This is a genomic window from Nocardioides jiangsuensis (assembly GCF_019679455.1).
GTDB lineage: Bacteria > Actinomycetota > Actinomycetes > Propionibacteriales > Nocardioidaceae > Nocardioides_C > Nocardioides_C jiangsuensis.
This window is the reverse complement of the sequence record NZ_JAIEZQ010000002.1, coordinates 1,525,796-1,540,395: the sequence shown is the minus strand read 5'-3', so window position 1 is coordinate 1,540,395 and position 14,600 is coordinate 1,525,796. Positions and strand designations below refer to the sequence as shown.

At 72.5% G+C, this 14,600-nt stretch carries 16 protein-coding genes; 4 read left to right on the top strand and 12 right to left on the bottom strand.

Features of this window, described 5'->3' with window-relative positions; all coding sequences use genetic code 11:
• Positions 1–33 precede the first annotated feature (33 nt).
• The 7 genes from pheT to infC form a co-directional block, all read right to left on the bottom strand.
• Entirely contained in the window at positions 34–2,532 is a 2,499-nt protein-coding gene (gene pheT / locus K1X13_RS15765; protein ID WP_221025949.1) for a phenylalanine--tRNA ligase subunit beta, read from the bottom strand.
• The gene (gene pheS, locus K1X13_RS15760) at positions 2,532–3,635 is read right to left on the bottom strand and encodes a phenylalanine--tRNA ligase subunit alpha (protein ID WP_221025948.1); all 1,104 of its coding nucleotides are present in this window, start codon (positions 3,633–3,635) and stop codon (positions 2,532–2,534) included. Before pheS ends, pheT begins: the two co-directional genes overlap by 1 nt.
• Before the next feature lie 125 nt (positions 3,636–3,760).
• Entirely contained in the window at positions 3,761–4,819 is a 1,059-nt protein-coding gene (locus K1X13_RS15755) for a sensor histidine kinase (protein ID WP_308249584.1), read from the bottom strand.
• A 122-nt stretch (positions 4,820–4,941) separates the two neighbouring features.
• Positions 4,942–5,712: a TrmH family RNA methyltransferase gene (locus K1X13_RS15750; protein ID WP_308249583.1), complete on the bottom strand. Its 771-nt coding sequence runs from the start codon at positions 5,710–5,712 to the stop codon at positions 4,942–4,944.
• A gap of 80 nt (positions 5,713–5,792) precedes the next feature.
• Positions 5,793–6,191, bottom strand: coding sequence for a 50S ribosomal protein L20 (gene rplT, locus K1X13_RS15745; RefSeq protein WP_221025946.1), 399 nt, complete (start codon positions 6,189–6,191; stop codon positions 5,793–5,795).
• Positions 6,192–6,243: 52 nt separating this feature from the next.
• Positions 6,244–6,438, bottom strand: a complete 195-nt coding sequence (rpmI, locus tag K1X13_RS15740) for a 50S ribosomal protein L35 (RefSeq protein WP_221025945.1) — start codon at positions 6,436–6,438, stop codon at positions 6,244–6,246.
• Positions 6,439–6,492: 54 nt separating this feature from the next.
• Positions 6,493–7,167, bottom strand: coding sequence for a translation initiation factor IF-3 (infC, locus tag K1X13_RS15735; RefSeq protein ID WP_221026116.1), 675 nt, complete (start codon positions 7,165–7,167; stop codon positions 6,493–6,495).
• A gap of 396 nt (positions 7,168–7,563) precedes the next feature.
• Here infC and K1X13_RS15730 point away from each other — a divergent pair, with 396 nt between their 5' ends.
• On the top strand, positions 7,564–7,929 hold the full coding sequence (locus tag K1X13_RS15730) for a DUF1844 domain-containing protein (protein ID WP_221025944.1): 366 nt from the start codon (positions 7,564–7,566) through the stop codon (positions 7,927–7,929).
• A 3-nt stretch (positions 7,930–7,932) separates the two neighbouring features.
• On the opposite strand, the gene K1X13_RS15725 is transcribed toward K1X13_RS15730, so the two are convergent.
• Positions 7,933–8,430 (bottom strand): SseB family protein, encoded by a 498-nt coding sequence (locus K1X13_RS15725; RefSeq protein WP_221025943.1) that lies wholly within the window; start codon positions 8,428–8,430, stop codon positions 7,933–7,935.
• 99 nt (positions 8,431–8,529) lie between these two features.
• Between K1X13_RS15725 and K1X13_RS15720 the strand changes: the two genes are divergently transcribed.
• The 3 genes from K1X13_RS15720 to K1X13_RS15710 are packed head-to-tail and all read left to right on the top strand — an operon-like array spanning position 8,530 to position 10,834.
• A complete protein-coding gene (locus K1X13_RS15720; RefSeq protein WP_221025942.1) occupies positions 8,530–8,997 on the top strand; it encodes a hypothetical protein in 468 nt (155 codons plus the stop codon).
• The gene (locus K1X13_RS15715; protein WP_221025941.1) at positions 8,994–10,217 is read left to right on the top strand and encodes an amino acid deaminase/aldolase; all 1,224 of its coding nucleotides are present in this window, start codon (positions 8,994–8,996) and stop codon (positions 10,215–10,217) included. Before K1X13_RS15720 ends, K1X13_RS15715 begins: the two co-directional genes overlap by 4 nt.
• Positions 10,214–10,834: a nucleoside/nucleotide kinase family protein gene (locus K1X13_RS15710; protein WP_221025940.1), complete on the top strand. Its 621-nt coding sequence runs from the start codon at positions 10,214–10,216 to the stop codon at positions 10,832–10,834. The genes K1X13_RS15715 and K1X13_RS15710 overlap by 4 nt, the downstream gene beginning before the upstream one ends.
• On the opposite strand, the gene K1X13_RS15705 is transcribed toward K1X13_RS15710, so the two are convergent.
• From K1X13_RS15705 to K1X13_RS15690, 4 genes are all read right to left on the bottom strand, one after another.
• Positions 10,831–11,565 (bottom strand): class I SAM-dependent methyltransferase, encoded by a 735-nt coding sequence (locus K1X13_RS15705; protein WP_221025939.1) that lies wholly within the window; start codon positions 11,563–11,565, stop codon positions 10,831–10,833. The genes K1X13_RS15710 and K1X13_RS15705 overlap by 4 nt on opposite strands.
• Positions 11,566–11,656: 91 nt before the next feature.
• Entirely contained in the window at positions 11,657–12,814 is a 1,158-nt protein-coding gene (gene rffA, locus K1X13_RS15700; protein WP_221025938.1) for a dTDP-4-amino-4,6-dideoxygalactose transaminase, read from the bottom strand.
• Positions 12,815–12,856: 42 nt separating this feature from the next.
• A complete protein-coding gene (locus K1X13_RS15695; RefSeq protein WP_221025937.1) occupies positions 12,857–13,615 on the bottom strand; it encodes a sulfotransferase family protein in 759 nt (252 codons plus the stop codon).
• Positions 13,612–14,547, bottom strand: a complete 936-nt coding sequence (locus K1X13_RS15690) for a glycosyltransferase family 2 protein (protein WP_221025936.1) — start codon at positions 14,545–14,547, stop codon at positions 13,612–13,614. Before K1X13_RS15690 ends, K1X13_RS15695 begins: the two co-directional genes overlap by 4 nt.
• Positions 14,548–14,600: the final 53 nt, after the last annotated feature.

The following is a 14,600-nucleotide window of genomic DNA, read 5'->3' as shown; positions in this document are numbered from 1 at the left end:
ATACATGCACATGTATGGTCATGCTATCTGGGGTCAGGTGCGCTGGACTGCTCCGTGCCGCTCGGCGGCCAGGGCGACGGCCGCGTCGCGCGCGGCGCCGGTCTCGGCCTCGGTGAGCGTCCGGTCACCGGCCCGGAAGCGGAGGGCGAACGCGAGGGACTTCTTCCCCGCGCCGATCTGCTCGCCGGTGTAGAGGTCGAAGAGCCGGATCGACTCCAGGAGCTCCCCTGCGCCTTCGCGGAGAGTGCCCGCGACCGCGGCCGCCGAAACGTCGGCGTCGACCACGAGGGCGACGTCCTCCTTGGCGACCGGGTAGGTGGAGAACTCCGGGGCCGGGACGATCGGCACGGCGCGGGCGAGGACCGCGTCGAGGTCGACCTCGGCGAAGGCGGTCCGGGGCGGGACGCCGTACGCCTTGCACACCGTCGGGTGCAGCTCGCCGGCGTGGCCGACGACCTCGCCGTCGACGAGCACCTCCGCGCAGCGGCCCGGGTGCCAGGGTGCGTATGTCGCGGCGCGCACCTCGACCTCCACGCCGACCGCTCGGGCGACCCGGCGGACCGCCTCGACGGCGTCGCTCCACGTCGCCGGGCGGCCCTTGCCCCACCAGCCCGCGTTCTCGCGGACGCCGGCGAGGGCGACGGCGAGGTGCAGCGGCTGGTCGGGGATGGCGGCCTGGAGCTCGGCCCACTCGTCCTCGGAGGGACGGCGGTCGACGCCCAGGATCGCGGCGGACCTCTGCTCCGCGCCGGGCAGGTAGACCGGCGCGGTCTCGAACAGCGCGACGTCGGACTGCCCGCGGCCCGCGTTGCGGGCGAGGGTGCGCAGCAGGCCGGGCACCAGCGTGGTGCGCAGCACCGGCTGCTCCTCCGACAGCGGGTTGGCCACCCGGACGGTGCGCCGCCGGTCGTCGTCCGCGCCGAGACCGAGGGCGTCCCAGTCGGACTCCCCCACGAACGGGTAGGTGAGCACCTCGACGTACCCGGCGCCCGCCAGGCTCAGCCCGACCCGGCGGCGCAGCCGCTGTGCCGTGGTCAGCCCGCGGCCCGCCGGCGCGGTGGGCAGGACGGACGGCACGCCGTCGTACCCGACGACGCGGGCGACCTCCTCGACGAGGTCGTACGGGTCGTTGAGGTCGGGGCGCCAGGTCGGCGGCACCGCGGTCAGCGTGTCGCCGTCCACGGTCACCGCGCAGCCGACCGCGCGCAGGTGGGCCACCACCGACTCCGCGTCGATGTCCATGCCGGTCACGCGGGCCGGCAGGTCCACGCCCGCGCTGACCGTGCGCCCCGCCGGGGGCTGTCCGACGTAGGTGACGCCGTCCTCGACCGTGCCGCCGCCGTACCGGACGAGCAGCTCGGCGACCCGGTCCGCGGCGTAAGACGGCAACAGCGGGTCCACGCCCCGCTCGAAGCGCTTGGAGGCCTCGGAGGGCAGCTTGTGCCGGCGGGCGGTGCGGAAGATCGACACCGGGGTGAAGTGCGCGGCCTCGATCACGACGTGGCTGGTGCTGTCCGAGAGCTCGGTGGTCCGGCCGCCCATCACGCCGGCGAGCCCGATCGGCCCGGTGTCGTCGGTGATGAGCAGGTCCTCGGCGCTCAGCGTCCGGGTGACGTCGTCGAGGGTGGTGAGCTTCTCGCCCTCCACGGCGCGGCGTACGACGATCGGGCCGGTGAGCCGGTCCCCGTCGTAGCCGTGGATCGGCTGGCCGAGCTCGAGCATCACGTAGTTGGTGACGTCGACGGCCAGCGAGATCGGGCGCATGCCGGCCAGCTGCACCCGGCGGGCCAGCCACCGCGGCGTCGGCGCGGACGGGTCGAAGCCGGTCACCGTGCGGGTGACGAAGACCGGGCAGCCGTCCTCGGCCTCGACGCGCACCGGGTAGCCGAGGTCGTTCGGCGTCGGCACGTCGCGCCGGGCCGGGTCGCGGAAGGGCACGTCGTAGGCCAGGGCCGCCTCGCGGGCGATCCCGCGCAGGGACAGCGCGTAGGCGCGGTCGGGGTTGATCTCGAACTCGATCACGTCGTCGCGCAGGTCGAGCAGCTCGATCGCGTCGTCGCCGGGCTTGGCGTCGCCGTCGAGACGCGGGTCGAGGACCAGGATCCCGTCGTGGCCCTCACCGAGCCCGAGCTCCTTGGTGGAGCAGATCATCCCGTCGGACACGTGGCCGTAGGTCTTGCGGGCCGCGATCGGGAACGGGCCGGGCAGCACGGCGCCGGGGAGCACCACCACGACCAGGTCGCCGACCGCGAAGTTGTGCGCGCCGCAGACGATCCCGCGGCCGCCGTCCTCGTCGTTGTGCTCGGGGCCGACGTCGACCCGGCACCAGCGGATGACCTTGCCGTTCTTCTGCGGCTCGTCGTCGTAGGAGAGCACCCGGCCCACCACGAGCGGGCCGGCGATGTCGGCGCCGGGGGCCTCGAGCGCCTCGAGCTTGAGCCCGAGGGCGGTCAGCCGATGGGCGAGGTCGGTGGGCGTGACGTCGTCCGGCAGGTCGACGTACTCACGCAGCCACGAGAGCGGGGCCCGCATCAGATCTCCGTTCCGAAGGGCAGGGTGAAGCGGACGTCGCCCTCGACGATGTCGCGCATGTCCTTGATGCCGTGGCGGAACATGAGCGTCCGCTCGAGGCCCATGCCGAAGGCGAAGCCCGAGTAGGTCTCGGCGTCGATGCCGCAGGCGGTCAGCACGCGCGGGTTCACCACGCCGCAGCCGCCCCACTCGATCCAGCCCTCGCCCTTGCAGGTGCGGCACTCCTCGACCGCCGGCGCCTGGCCGCGGCACACGAAGCAGACCAGGTCGACCTCGGCGCTCGGCTCGGTGAAGGGGAAGTACGACGGGCGGAAGCGGGTCGTGATGCCCTCGCCGAACATCGCCTCGGCGAAGTGGTCCAGCGTGCCCTTCAGGTGCGCCATCGAGATGCCCCGGTCGACCACGAGCCCCTCGACCTGGTGGAAGACCGGGGTGTGCGTGGCGTCGAGCTCGTCGGTCCGGTAGACCCGGCCGGGGCAGATCACGTAGATCGGCGGCGTGCGGGTCAGCATGGTGCGGGCCTGGACCGGCGAGGTGTGCGTGCGCAGCACCAGTCCGCCGTCCGCGGGCTCGAGCCAGAAGGTGTCCTGCATGGTGCGCGCGGGGTGGTCGGCGCCGAGGTTGAGCGCGTCGAAGTTCAGCCACTCGGCCTCGACCTCGGGCCCCTCGGCGACCTCCCAGCCCATCGCCACGAACACGTCGGAGACCAGCTCCTGGATCGTGGTGAGCGGGTGCCGCGCGCCCTGCGGCTCACGGTCCCAGGGCAGGGTGACGTCGACGGCCTCCTCGACGAGCATCCGGGCCTCGTGCTCGGCCTCGAGCACGCTCTGCCGGGCCGCGATCGCCTGGTTGACCGCGCCGCGGGCCTGGCCGACGCGCATGCCGGCCTCCTTGCGGGCCTGCGGCGGCAGGGCACCGATCTCCCGGTTGGCCAGGGCCAGCGGCGAGCGCTCCCCGGCGTGCTCGAGGCGCACCTGCTTGAGCTGCTCGAGGGTCGTCGCGCCGGCGACGGCCGTCAGCGCGGCCTCGCGCATCGCCTCGACCTCGTCCGCACGCAGCGGCGTGACCTCGACGGGATCGTAATCGGTGTTGGGTCCCGACATGACTGCCTTTCAACGGGAGTGGCTACAGGTGAAGTCTAGGAAGTGCTGCGAGCGCGCGGCGAACCGGTTTCACTCCGCGTCGCGGCGGGTGGGTCCGGGCGACCGGGACGGGCGCCGTGCCGTTCTCAGTCGAGCCGAGGGTCCCGCTCCGGCCAGCGCACGGTGATCCGGGCTCCCCCGCTCGGCGCGTCGCCGATCTCGACCGTACCGCCGTGCGCGGTGACGAGGCCGTGCACGATGTACATGCCCAGACCGGAGCCGCCGCGGGTGCCGTGCTTCCAGAACTTCGTGAACACCCGGTTGCGGATCTCCGGGCTGATCCCCTCGCCCTCGTCGTCCACGTCGAGGCGAACCCCGGTGAAGGCCGAGTCGCCGTTCAGGCGGGTGGCGGTCAGGTGCACCAGCCCCTCGCCGTGGCGTACGGCGTTCTCCACCAGGTTCGTCACTACCTGGACGAACTTGTCCGGGTCGGCGGTGACCTGGGGCAGGTCGGCGTCGGCGTCGAGCACCAGCTCCCGGCCGGTGCCCGCGCGGACGGAGGCCAGGACCCTCTCCACGGCGGACGCGAAGTCCATCGGGCGCGGGTAGAGCGAGAGCCGGCCGGTGTCGATCCGGGCAACGTCGAGCAGCTCCGCGATGAGCCGGGTCAGCCGGTCCGCGTCGGAGTTGACCGTGGTCAGCATGAGCTTCTTCTGGTCGTCGTTGAGCTTGTTCCACTTCGACAGCAGCGTCGCCACGAAGCCCTTGACGCCGGTCAGCGGCGAGCGGAGCTCGTGCGCCACGGTGGCGACCAGGTCGGAGCGCTCACGGTCCAGACGCTCCCGGGCCCGTGAGGTGCGCAGGCAGATGACCGCGCCCACGGCGGGCCCGTGCGGGACGTCGCGCAGGATCCGCGCGGTGACCAGGAGCTCCGTGCCGTCGGCGAGGAACCAGGACTGCTCCGTGAGTCGGGTGCGCAGCCGCGGCCCGTCGTACACGTTGGTGCAGGAGAACCAGTCGTTGCCGCCCTGGTCCTGCAGGGCCACGACGTCGGAGAGGTGCTTGCCGACCCCGTCCGCCGTCCGCAGCATCGACCGTGCCGCCGCGTTGATGTGGGTGACGGCCCCGGACTCGTCCGCGATCACGACACCGTCCGGCAGCGCGTCGAGGAGCAACGGCTCCGGAAGGTCGGTGGGTTGCGGCACCCGCTCAGGTTAGTCGTTTTTGCGGTGCCTGCGCGACGCGGGGCGCCGCTCTCTTCGATGTGGCCCCGCCCCGGTGGTCCGCGCGCCCCGGGAGGGGGACGCCGAACGGCGGGCTGCGGCGGTCAGCGCTGGGCGCGGGCCGAGGAGTAGAGGCAGACCGCCGCGGCGGTGGCCAGGTTCAGGCTCTCGGCGCGGCCGTGGATCGGGATCCGGACCCGGTGGTCGGCCAGGGCGGCGATCTCGTCGGGCAGGCCCCACGCCTCGTTGCCGAACAACCACGCGGTCGGCGCCGCCAGCAGCCCGGTGTCGAGGGCCTCGTCGAGGTCCAGCTCGCCGGCGCCGTCTGCGGCCAGCACCTGCAGCCCGCGGGCACGCAGGGCGGCCAGCGCGGCCGGGGTGTCCGGCTCGATCGCCAGCGCGACGTGGAACAGGCTGCCGACGCTGGCCCGCACGGCCTTGCCGTTGTACGGGTCCACCGAGCTGCCCGTGAGCACGACGGCGCCGGCCCCGGCGGCGTCGGAGCAGCGGATCACGGTGCCCGCGTTGCCGGGGTCGCGTACGTCGGCGCAGACCGCGACCAGGCGTGCGTCCTCGCGGGCCACGTCGTCGAGCGGCCGGTCGAGGAAGCGGCAGACGGCCACGACGCCCTGGGGGTGGACGGTCTCGGCCAGCGAGGCCAGCCCCGCGTCGTCGACCAGGTGCCACGGGATCTCCGCCGCCACGGCGGCGGAGAACAGCTCGGGGTGGTGCTCCCCCGCCTCCCGGACCGCGAACACCTCGGCCACGCAGCCGGGCAGGTCGAGCGCCTCGCGGACCGCCTGCGGCCCTTCGGCCAGGAACAGCCGCTGCTCGACCCTGGAGACACGTCGGGCGAGCCTCCGTGCTGTCTTCACGCGCCCGCTCTTCGCAGAGAGCACAGGGGCGTCAGCAGGGAGGCTCGCCATCGACGTACTTCGAGGTGACCGGGCGACGGTCAGGCGGACGCCTTCTCGGCGTCCTTCTCCGCGTTGACGTCGGCCGGCATGTTGGCCTTCGCCAGCTCCACCAGCGAGGTGAACGTGGCGGCGTCGTTGACGGCCATGTCGGCGAGGATCTTGCGGTCCACCTCGACACCGGCGGCCTTGAGACCCTGGATGAACCGGTTGTAGGTCATGCCGTTCGCACGGGCAGCGGCGTTGATCCGCTGGATCCAGAGCTTGCGGAACTCGCCCTTCTTGGCGCGGCGGTCACGGTAGCTGTAGACCAGCGAGTGGGTGACCTGCTCCTTCGCCTTGCGGTAGAGGCGCGACCGCTGACCGCGGTATCCGGAGGCGCGCTCGAGAGTTACCCGGCGCTTCTTCTGGGCGTTGACTGCCCGCTTGACGCGTGCCACTTCTTACTCCTTGATGCTTACAAAATCGGGGGAACTGCGAGGCGACCTGAGGTCACTTGCCGAGCAGCTTCTTGACCTTCTTGGTGTCGGCCTTCGAGACGGCCTCGGTGCCGGCGAGACGCCGCGTGAGGGTCGAAGACTTGTGCTCGAGCAGGTGGCGACGACCAGCCTTCTGGCGGCGCAGCTTGCCGGAGCCGGTGACCTTGAAGCGCTTGCTCGCACCGGAGTGCGACTTCATCTTCGGCATTCGTTGTCCTTCTTCTTCATCGGCAGGCCCGGCCGTGGCGACCGGGCCCTGTTGTCACATGTCGGGGTCGAGACTCTCCGACCGACGGCGTTCCTTCTTCTCGGGCTGCTCGGCGGTCGCGCCCGCGGACCGCTCCGCGTGCTCCGCCTCCCGCTCCGCTGCCCGCTCGGCGGCCTTCTCTGCCTTCTCCGCCTTCACCTCGGCCTTGGCCTCGGCCTTCTTCTTGTGCGGGCCGAGCACCATGATCATGTTGCGACCATCCTGCTTCGGCGCCGACTCGACGAAACCGAGGTCCGTGACGTCCTCTGCGAGACGCTGCAGGAGCCGGAAGCCGAGCTCGGGGCGGTGCTGCTCACGACCACGGAACATGATCGTGATCTTGACCTTGTCGCCCTGGCGGAGGAACCGCACGACGTGACCCTTCTTGGTCTCGTAGTCGTGCGCGTCGATCTTGGGACGAAGCTTCATCTCCTTGATGACGACGTTCGTCTGGTTCCGGCGCGCCTCACGAGCCTTCTGGGCGTTCTCGTACTTGAACTTGCCGTAGTCCATGAGCTTGCAGACAGGCGGGCGTGCGGTGGGCGCCACCTCGACCAGGTCGAGGTCCGCCTCCTGCGCGAGCCTCAGGGCGTCGTCGATGCGGACGATGCCGACTGTCTCGCCGTTGGGTCCAACGAGACGGACTTCGGGCACCCGAATCCGGTCGTTGATACGCAGCTCTGTGCTGATGGGTCCTCCTGGGGTGGGTCTTCAGTGGTCGACCTGTGCCACCTCGGCCGGACAAACAAAAAAGGCCTCCGCGTCACGACAGCGGAAGCCAGTCTCGGCACGTCGACCACCTCGGGCATCACCCGCTGCGGCGCTCGGCGCCTGGCGTGGACTCCTGGCGGACCCGTCGTACGACGGGAGCAGCCTGAGGCCCTCGCGACCGGACCCGACGACCTCGTGGTCGGTGCGGGTGGGAGATTGGACTCCGCTTGTCTGATCTCACCGGTTCAACCATCTGCGAGCACCGGAGTATTCCGCCGGGACACACAGACGGCCGATCGACGAGATCGGTCGAACCGATGGTAGCAAGAGACCACCCCTCGTCGCACATCGTCACGCGCGTGCGAGGCTTGACCCATGACTGACGCCGCGTCCCCCGCACCCGAGCCCACGTCGCGTGACATCGCGGAGGTGCCGGCCATCGAGATGGTCTCGACCGCCGCGCTGCACCTGATGAGCTCTGCCGCGGTGAACCTGGGCCTCGCGGAGGACCTCCCCGACCACGTGGACCTCGACGAGGCGCGCACCCTGATCGAGGCGCTGGCCGGCCTGGTCACCGCCGCCGCGCCGCGGATGGGCCACCACCACGCGGCGCCGCTGCGCGACGGGCTGCGCACCCTCCAGCTCGCGTTCCGGGAGGCCTCCGAGGTCGAGGACGCCCCGGGCGAGGGGCCGGGCGAGAAGCTCACCGGACCGGTCTACGCGCGCCCGTCCCGCTCCTGAGGCTCACTCGCCCGCCTTGGCCCAGGCGTACTCGCCGTTGAGGTCGACCAGCGTGTAGCCCTCGGCCAGCGAGCGCAGGTCGGCGCCCTCCACCACGAACAGCACCGGTCCGGCGACGTCGACGACCATCGCGGCCGCCTCGTCGTGGACCGCCGCCTGCGCCGCCTGGGCCGCGGTGACCGGCACCGGCCGGGCCTCGGGGTTCCAGGCCTGCAGCGCAGCACTGCTCGTGAACGCCAGCAGCGCCATCCGGCCGTCCCGCCCGCGCAGGAGCACGGTCGCCATGTCGGAGGTCTTGTCGTGCGCCAGGCCCTGCTCGTCGTGCTCGACCTCCCCCAGCACCGCCATCACCGGCACGAGCAGCCGGGCGTGCTGGAGCGCGGCGAGGGCGCGGGGGTGGCCGGCGTCGGGGTCCCGGCCGTAGGCGGCCAGGGCGGCCTGCACCTCCGGGTCGGGGGCACCGTCATCGCCGGCGAAGCCGGGGTCGGGGATCGTGCGCATCGGCCCATCATCGCAGCCGTCCGCTGCCCCGACGCGGGCACGTCGGGCAGCCCGCCGCTCGGCCTGCCGGAGCGCCGCCGTGCCCCGTAGGCTGGCCCCGTGGGCTCCATCGACGACAACACCTGGCTGCTGCTGAACGTGGCGGTGCTGACCGTGCTCGGTCTGGTGGTCAGCGGACTGCTGTGGCACTCCCGGGGTGCGGCGTCCGGCGTGCGCGGACTGGCCTGGTCCCTCGTTCCCGGCGCCGCCTACCTGACCGGAACCCTGGACCTGCTCGTCGACGTCGGCTCCGCGGTCTCCACGTGGGCGGTGCAGTTCGTGTTCAGCCCGGTCGTGTGGCTCGGCGTGGTCCTGGCCGGCGGCTCCGCGGCGCTCTTCGTCGCGTCGTCGCTGATGCGTCGCCGCGGGGTCGGCGCCGCACCGGCCGGCACCGCCCGCGTTGACAGGAAGGGGCTCGCCACGGGCACCGGCGCCCCACCGGCCCAGGCCCCGCGCCCGGCCGGTGACCCCGCCGACGACGACCTGGACGACATCGAGGCGATCCTGCGGAAGCACGGCATCACGTGAGCGCCGCCGACGGCGAGGTCGCCCGCTACCGCCTCGCCGCCCGCCTGGACCGTGCGGTGGCGGGACTGCCCGAGGAGCCCGCGTCCCCGACCGTCGTGGTCGACCTCGACGCCTTCGACGCCAACGCCGCCGACCTGGTCCGCCGTGCGGGCGGCAAGCCGGTCCGGGTCGCGTCGAAGTCCCTCCGCGTGCCCGCCCTGCTCCGCCGTGCCCTGTCCCGGCCCGGCTTCCACGGGGTGCTGGCCTACACGCTGCGCGAGGCGCTCTGGCTGTGCGAGCAGGGGGTCAGCGACGACCTGGTGCTGGGCTACCCGACCGTGGACCGGGCGGCGCTGGCGCGGCTCACCGCCGACGAACGGGCCGCCGGTGCGGTCACGCTGATGGTCGACGACCCCGTCCAGCTCGACCTCGTGGACGCCGTACGCCGCCGCGGCGGCCCCGACGTCCGGGTCGCCGTCGACATCGACGCCGGCCTGTGGATCGGCCGCGCGCACGTCGGGCCCAAGCGGTCCCCGCTGCACGACGTTGCCCAGGTCGCCGACCTCGCCCGCCAGGTCGCGACACGTCCCGGTTTCGTCCTGGTCGGCGCGATGACCTACGAGGGGCAGGTCGCGGGTGTCCCCGACCACGCCCCCGGCCACCGGGCCCGGTCCCTGGCGGTACGACGGGTCAAGTCCGCGTCCGTGCACCAGCTCGCCGTGCGGCGGCGTGACCTCGCCGCTGCGCTGCGCGAGGTCGCGGACCTCCGGTTCTGGAACGCCGGCGGCACCGGGAGCCTGGAGACCTCGTCGGCCGACCCGGTCGTGACCGAGGTGACCGCCGGCTCGGGCCTGCTCGGCCCGCACCTGTTCGACCACTACCGCGGCTCCACGCCGAGTCCGGCCGCCTTCTTCGGCCTTCCCGTGGTGCGCCGCCCGGCCCCGGACACCGTCACCGTCGCCGGCGGCGGGCTGGTCGCCTCCGGCGCCGCGGGCAAGGACCGGCTGCCGCTCCCCTGGGCCCCGCCCGGCCTGCACCTGACCGGGCTCGAGGGCGCCGGCGAGGTCCAGACCCCGCTCGTCGGCCCCGCCGCGGCGTCGCTCGGCATCGGCGACCGGGTCTGGTTCCGGCACGCGAAGTCCGGGGAGCTCGCCGAGCACACCGACGCCGTCCTGCTGCTCGCCGGCGACGAGGTCGTCGACCGGGCGCCGACGTACCGCGGCCTGGGGCAGGCGTGGTGAGCCGCACGGCGCCGGACGCGTGGGAGCGCCGGGTCGACGACATCGCCGAGCTGCTGGTCTGGAGCGCACTGGGCCAGGCGCCGACCCTGGGCGCCGGGCGGATGATCTGCGTGGACGGCCGGGCCGGGTCGGGCAAGACCACCCTGGGACACGCCCTACGGCGGGCCGGGCAGGAGGTGGGCACCGTGCGCCTGCTGCACATGGACGACATGTACGAGGGCTGGGGTGGTCTCGCCGAGGTCGGCGCCCGGGTCCGCCGCGACCTGGTCACGCCGCTGCGCGAGGGCCGCGCCGGCGGCTACCACCGTTACGACTGGTACCGCGGTGCGTTCGCCGAGTGGTGCCCGGTGGAGCCGGTGGACCTGCTGGTCGTCGAGGGCGTCGGATCGGCGGACTCGTCGTACGACGACGCGATCACCTCGCTCGTGTGGGTGGAGGCGCCCCGGGAGCTCCGGGTCGCCCGCGGCGTCGGCCGGGACGGCGAGGCCGTGCTGCCGCAGTGGCTGCGCTGGATGGAGGACGAGGACGCACTGTTCGCCCGCGAGCGCACCCGGGCCCGGGCCGACGCGGTCGTGGACGGCACCGGCGAGTCCGACCGGGCCGTGGTGTTCGTCTAGGCCGGTCCGCCGTGTCGGGTCCCGGGCTTGTGCGCGGCCAGGAACACCGAGGAGCCGAACGGCAGGTCGTGCCGTCGGAGCAGCCTGGCGTCGACCCGTGACAACCCGAGGAGCATCCGCTCGGTGGCGGTTCCGACCTCGTCGAGCTTCTGCGCGCGCGGCTCCCCCGGCGGGCGCAGCCTCCGCCGGATCCGGTCCGCCGCGAACAGCGGGAAGACGCCCATGAAGGCGTACGTCGACCGGTCCACCCGCAGGCCGGCGGCGTCCACCGCACGCTCCAGGCGGCGCAGCGTGTAGCGACGGAAGTGCCCGGCGCGCACGTCGTGGTCCGACCACGCCCACTGGTAGGCGGGGACCGAGAGCAGCAGGTGCCCGCCCGGCGCCAGGACCCGCGCCAGCTCACCCATCACCTCGACCTCCGACGGGCAGTGCTCGACCACGTCGAAGGCACCCACCAGGTCGAAGGCGCCGTCCTTGAACGGCAGCGCCGACGCGGAGCCGCAGACACCCCGGCCGCGCTCGAGGCCCCGGGGGTCGATGTCGAGGGTGAACCGGGGGTGGCCGCCGTGCATCCACCCCACCGAGGGCCCGTCGGCGCTGCCCACGTCGAGGGCCCGCGTCGGGGCGCCCATGTGCTCCTCCAGCACGGTCCGGAGCAGCTCCGAGCGCGCGCGGTACCACCAGTAGTCGGGCTGGTCCAGTGACGCGGACCCCGTGGCTGTGGTCGGCATGACGGCAGCCTACGCTCCACCCCGGACGCCGTCCCTCGTCCCGGTGACCCGCCGGTGACCGCCCGGGACGCAGGCGTCGCCGGGCCCGGCGTCAGCCGACGAGCGCCCCGGTGGTGCGCAGGAAGGTCTCCACGACGCGGTCGGAGTCGTCCGGCGTGATCGTGTTGTAGAACGGCAGCCGGATCAGCCGCCCGCTGATGTCGTCGGTCACCGGGCACTCGGTCGGCCGCGCCGAGAACATGCGCCCCGCCTCCGAGCTGTGCAGAGGCACGTAGTGGAACGTCGGCTGGACGTTCTCCTCCCGCATCCCGGTCAGCACCCCGTTGCGGACCCGGTTGTCCGACATCAGCAGGTAGAACATGTGGTAGGTCTGCTCGCGGTCCGCGGGCACGACGGCGAGCGTGTAGCCGAGCCGCTCCGCGTGCGGCGCCAGCGCCTGCGCGTACTTCTCCCAGAGCGCGCGGCGGCGCCCCTGGATGGAGTCGCGCTGCTCGAGCTGGGCGAGCAGGTAGGCGGCCAGCGTGTCCGAGAGGCCGAAGGACGAGCCGGTGTCCTTCCACGAGTACTTGTCCACCTGGCCCATCACGAACGCGCGACGGTTGGTGCCCTTGTCGTACAGGACCCGGGCCCGGTCGACGTCGCGGGGGTCGTTGAGCAGGAGCGCGCCACCCTCGCCGCAGACGAGGTTCTTGGTCTCGTGGAAGCTCTGCGTCGCGAACCGGCCGAGGCTGCCCAGCGGCTTGCCCTGGTAGGAGCCGAACAGGCCGTGGGCGTTGTCCTCGATGACGGCCACGTCGGGACGGTCGGCGAGCACCCGCTGGATGCCCTCCATGTCACAGGCCACCCCGGCGTAGTGGACGGGTACGACGGCCCGCACGCTGTCGTCGAGGAGGTCCGCGAGGTGCTCGGGGTCGAGACCGAGCGTCCGCGGCTCGATGTCGCAGAACAGCAGCCGGGCCCCCTGCCGGGCGAACGCGAGGGCGGTGGTGGTGAAGGTGAACGACGGCACCACGACGCTGTCGCCGGGCTTCAGGTCGAGCATCAGCGCGGTGAGCTCCAGCGCGGCGGTGCACGAGGTGGTGAGCATGACCTCCTCGGCGCCGGTGGCCTCCTGCAGGACCGCCCCGGCTCGCTTGGAGAAGCTGCCGCCCGAGGACGTGTGGCCGCTCCTCAGCGACTCGGCCATGTACTCGAGCTCATTGCCCTCGATCGCGGCGTGGTTGAACGGGATGACCGGCTGGTCACTCATCGTGGGAACTCCTGGGACGTGCAGGCGGGTGGCGGGTCGACTTTACGCGGTGGTGGGCCAGGGCAGGTCACGACCCACCAGCGCGGCCAGGGCGCGGTCGCTCCCTGCGTAGTAGTCGCGCAGGCGGGCCACCAGGCCGGGGTCGAGGTCCGGTGCGGGCTCGGCGCTCTGGTTGACCGGCTTCCCGACCCCCTCGGGCCGGAAGGCCGGGTCCACGTCGAGGCCGGCGTACACCCGGGTGAGCGCGGCGTCGTCCTCCAGCAGCTCCTGGAGGAAGTGCACCTGGACCCGGTCGGGGAATGCCTCGCGCCACGGCTGGAGGTACAGCGCGAACCGGCCGCGCTCGAGGTAGGCGAACGGCGAGACCGAGGTCCGGCCCGCGTCCCAGGCCGGGGAGTCGGCCAGGTTCGCCTCGAACGCCTCGGCCAGCGGGCGCGTCTCGAACCCGTTGTCGGTGCTGAACCGCCAGTTGGACACCGCCCGGACCACCGGGTCGCGCAGGAGCACGAGGATGTCGGCGTCCCCGAGCACCTCGGCGGCCCGGGAGGCGGCCGCGGCGCTCTCGATGTAGCTGGTGCTCTTCTCGCCCCAACGGGCCTCCCCCGCCGCGTGGGCGAAGTAGGTCTCGCGGTACCAGCCGAGACCGCGGGCGGACTTCCCGGCGTCGAGGAACACCTTGGGCTCGGGGCGCGCCGGCCGCGCCATGGTGATGTCGGGGTGGGCGTCGAGCATCGTGTGCAGGTACGTCGTACCGCACCGCTGGCCACCGATCACCAGGAAGTGCTGTCGGGGCTGGGTCACACCTTCACCCGGTCGAGCACGTGGTAGGTGTCGTGGGCGCTGACCGCGTTGAGCGTGCGGACGACGTACTCCCCGAGCATCGACAGCAGCGCGATGGTCACGCCGTTGAAGATCGAGAGCAGGACCACGATCGTGGTCCACCCCTCGACCGGGCTGTCCACGAACAGCGCGCGGATGAAGTAGGCCACGCCGAGCAGGAAGCTCACCCCCGCGATCGCGAACCCGGCCAGCGCGGCCAGCCGGAGCGGGAACAGCGAGTAGCTGAACAGGATGGTCAGCACCAGCTTGAGGATCTTGGCGATGTTGTAGGAGCTCTTGCCGACCTGCCGGGCCTCGTGCCGGACCAGCACGTTGGACCGGTTGGACGAGTACATCAGCGCCTGGCCGGTCATGTACGGGTAGGCGGTGCGCGAGGCGCAGATCCGGTCCACCACGTCGCGGCGCAGGATCCGGAAGTTGGAGACCACCAGGTCCGGCGGCTGCGCGAAGACCCGGCGGTTGATCATGCCGATCATCTTGCTGCCGAGCTGCCGGTAGCCGGCGTGCTGCTTGCGTTCGAAGCGCCCGAAGACGACGTCCTTGCCGGTCATCGCCTCGTCGATGAGCACCAGCGCCTGGTCGGCCGGGTTCTGCCCGTCGTCGTCCATGGTGATCACGTAGTCGCCGGTGGACTCGCGCAGGCCGGCCAGGTTCGCGTTGTGCTGGCCGTAGTTCTGGAGCAGGTTCAGCGCCACCACCCGGGGGTTGTTCCGGGCCTTCTGGGCGATCACCTCCCAGCTGCCGTCCTTGGAGCCGTCGTTGACGAGCACCAGCTCGTAGGAGAGGTTCGCCGCCTCGAAGGTCTCCACGATCCGGTCAACCGTGGTGCCGACGACCCCCACGCTGTTGTAGACCGGGACCACGATGGAGTACGTGAACGTATGAGGGTCCATGCGACCGTCGACACCGCGCTCGGCATCGGGTCGGACGAACTGGTCCGAGGTGT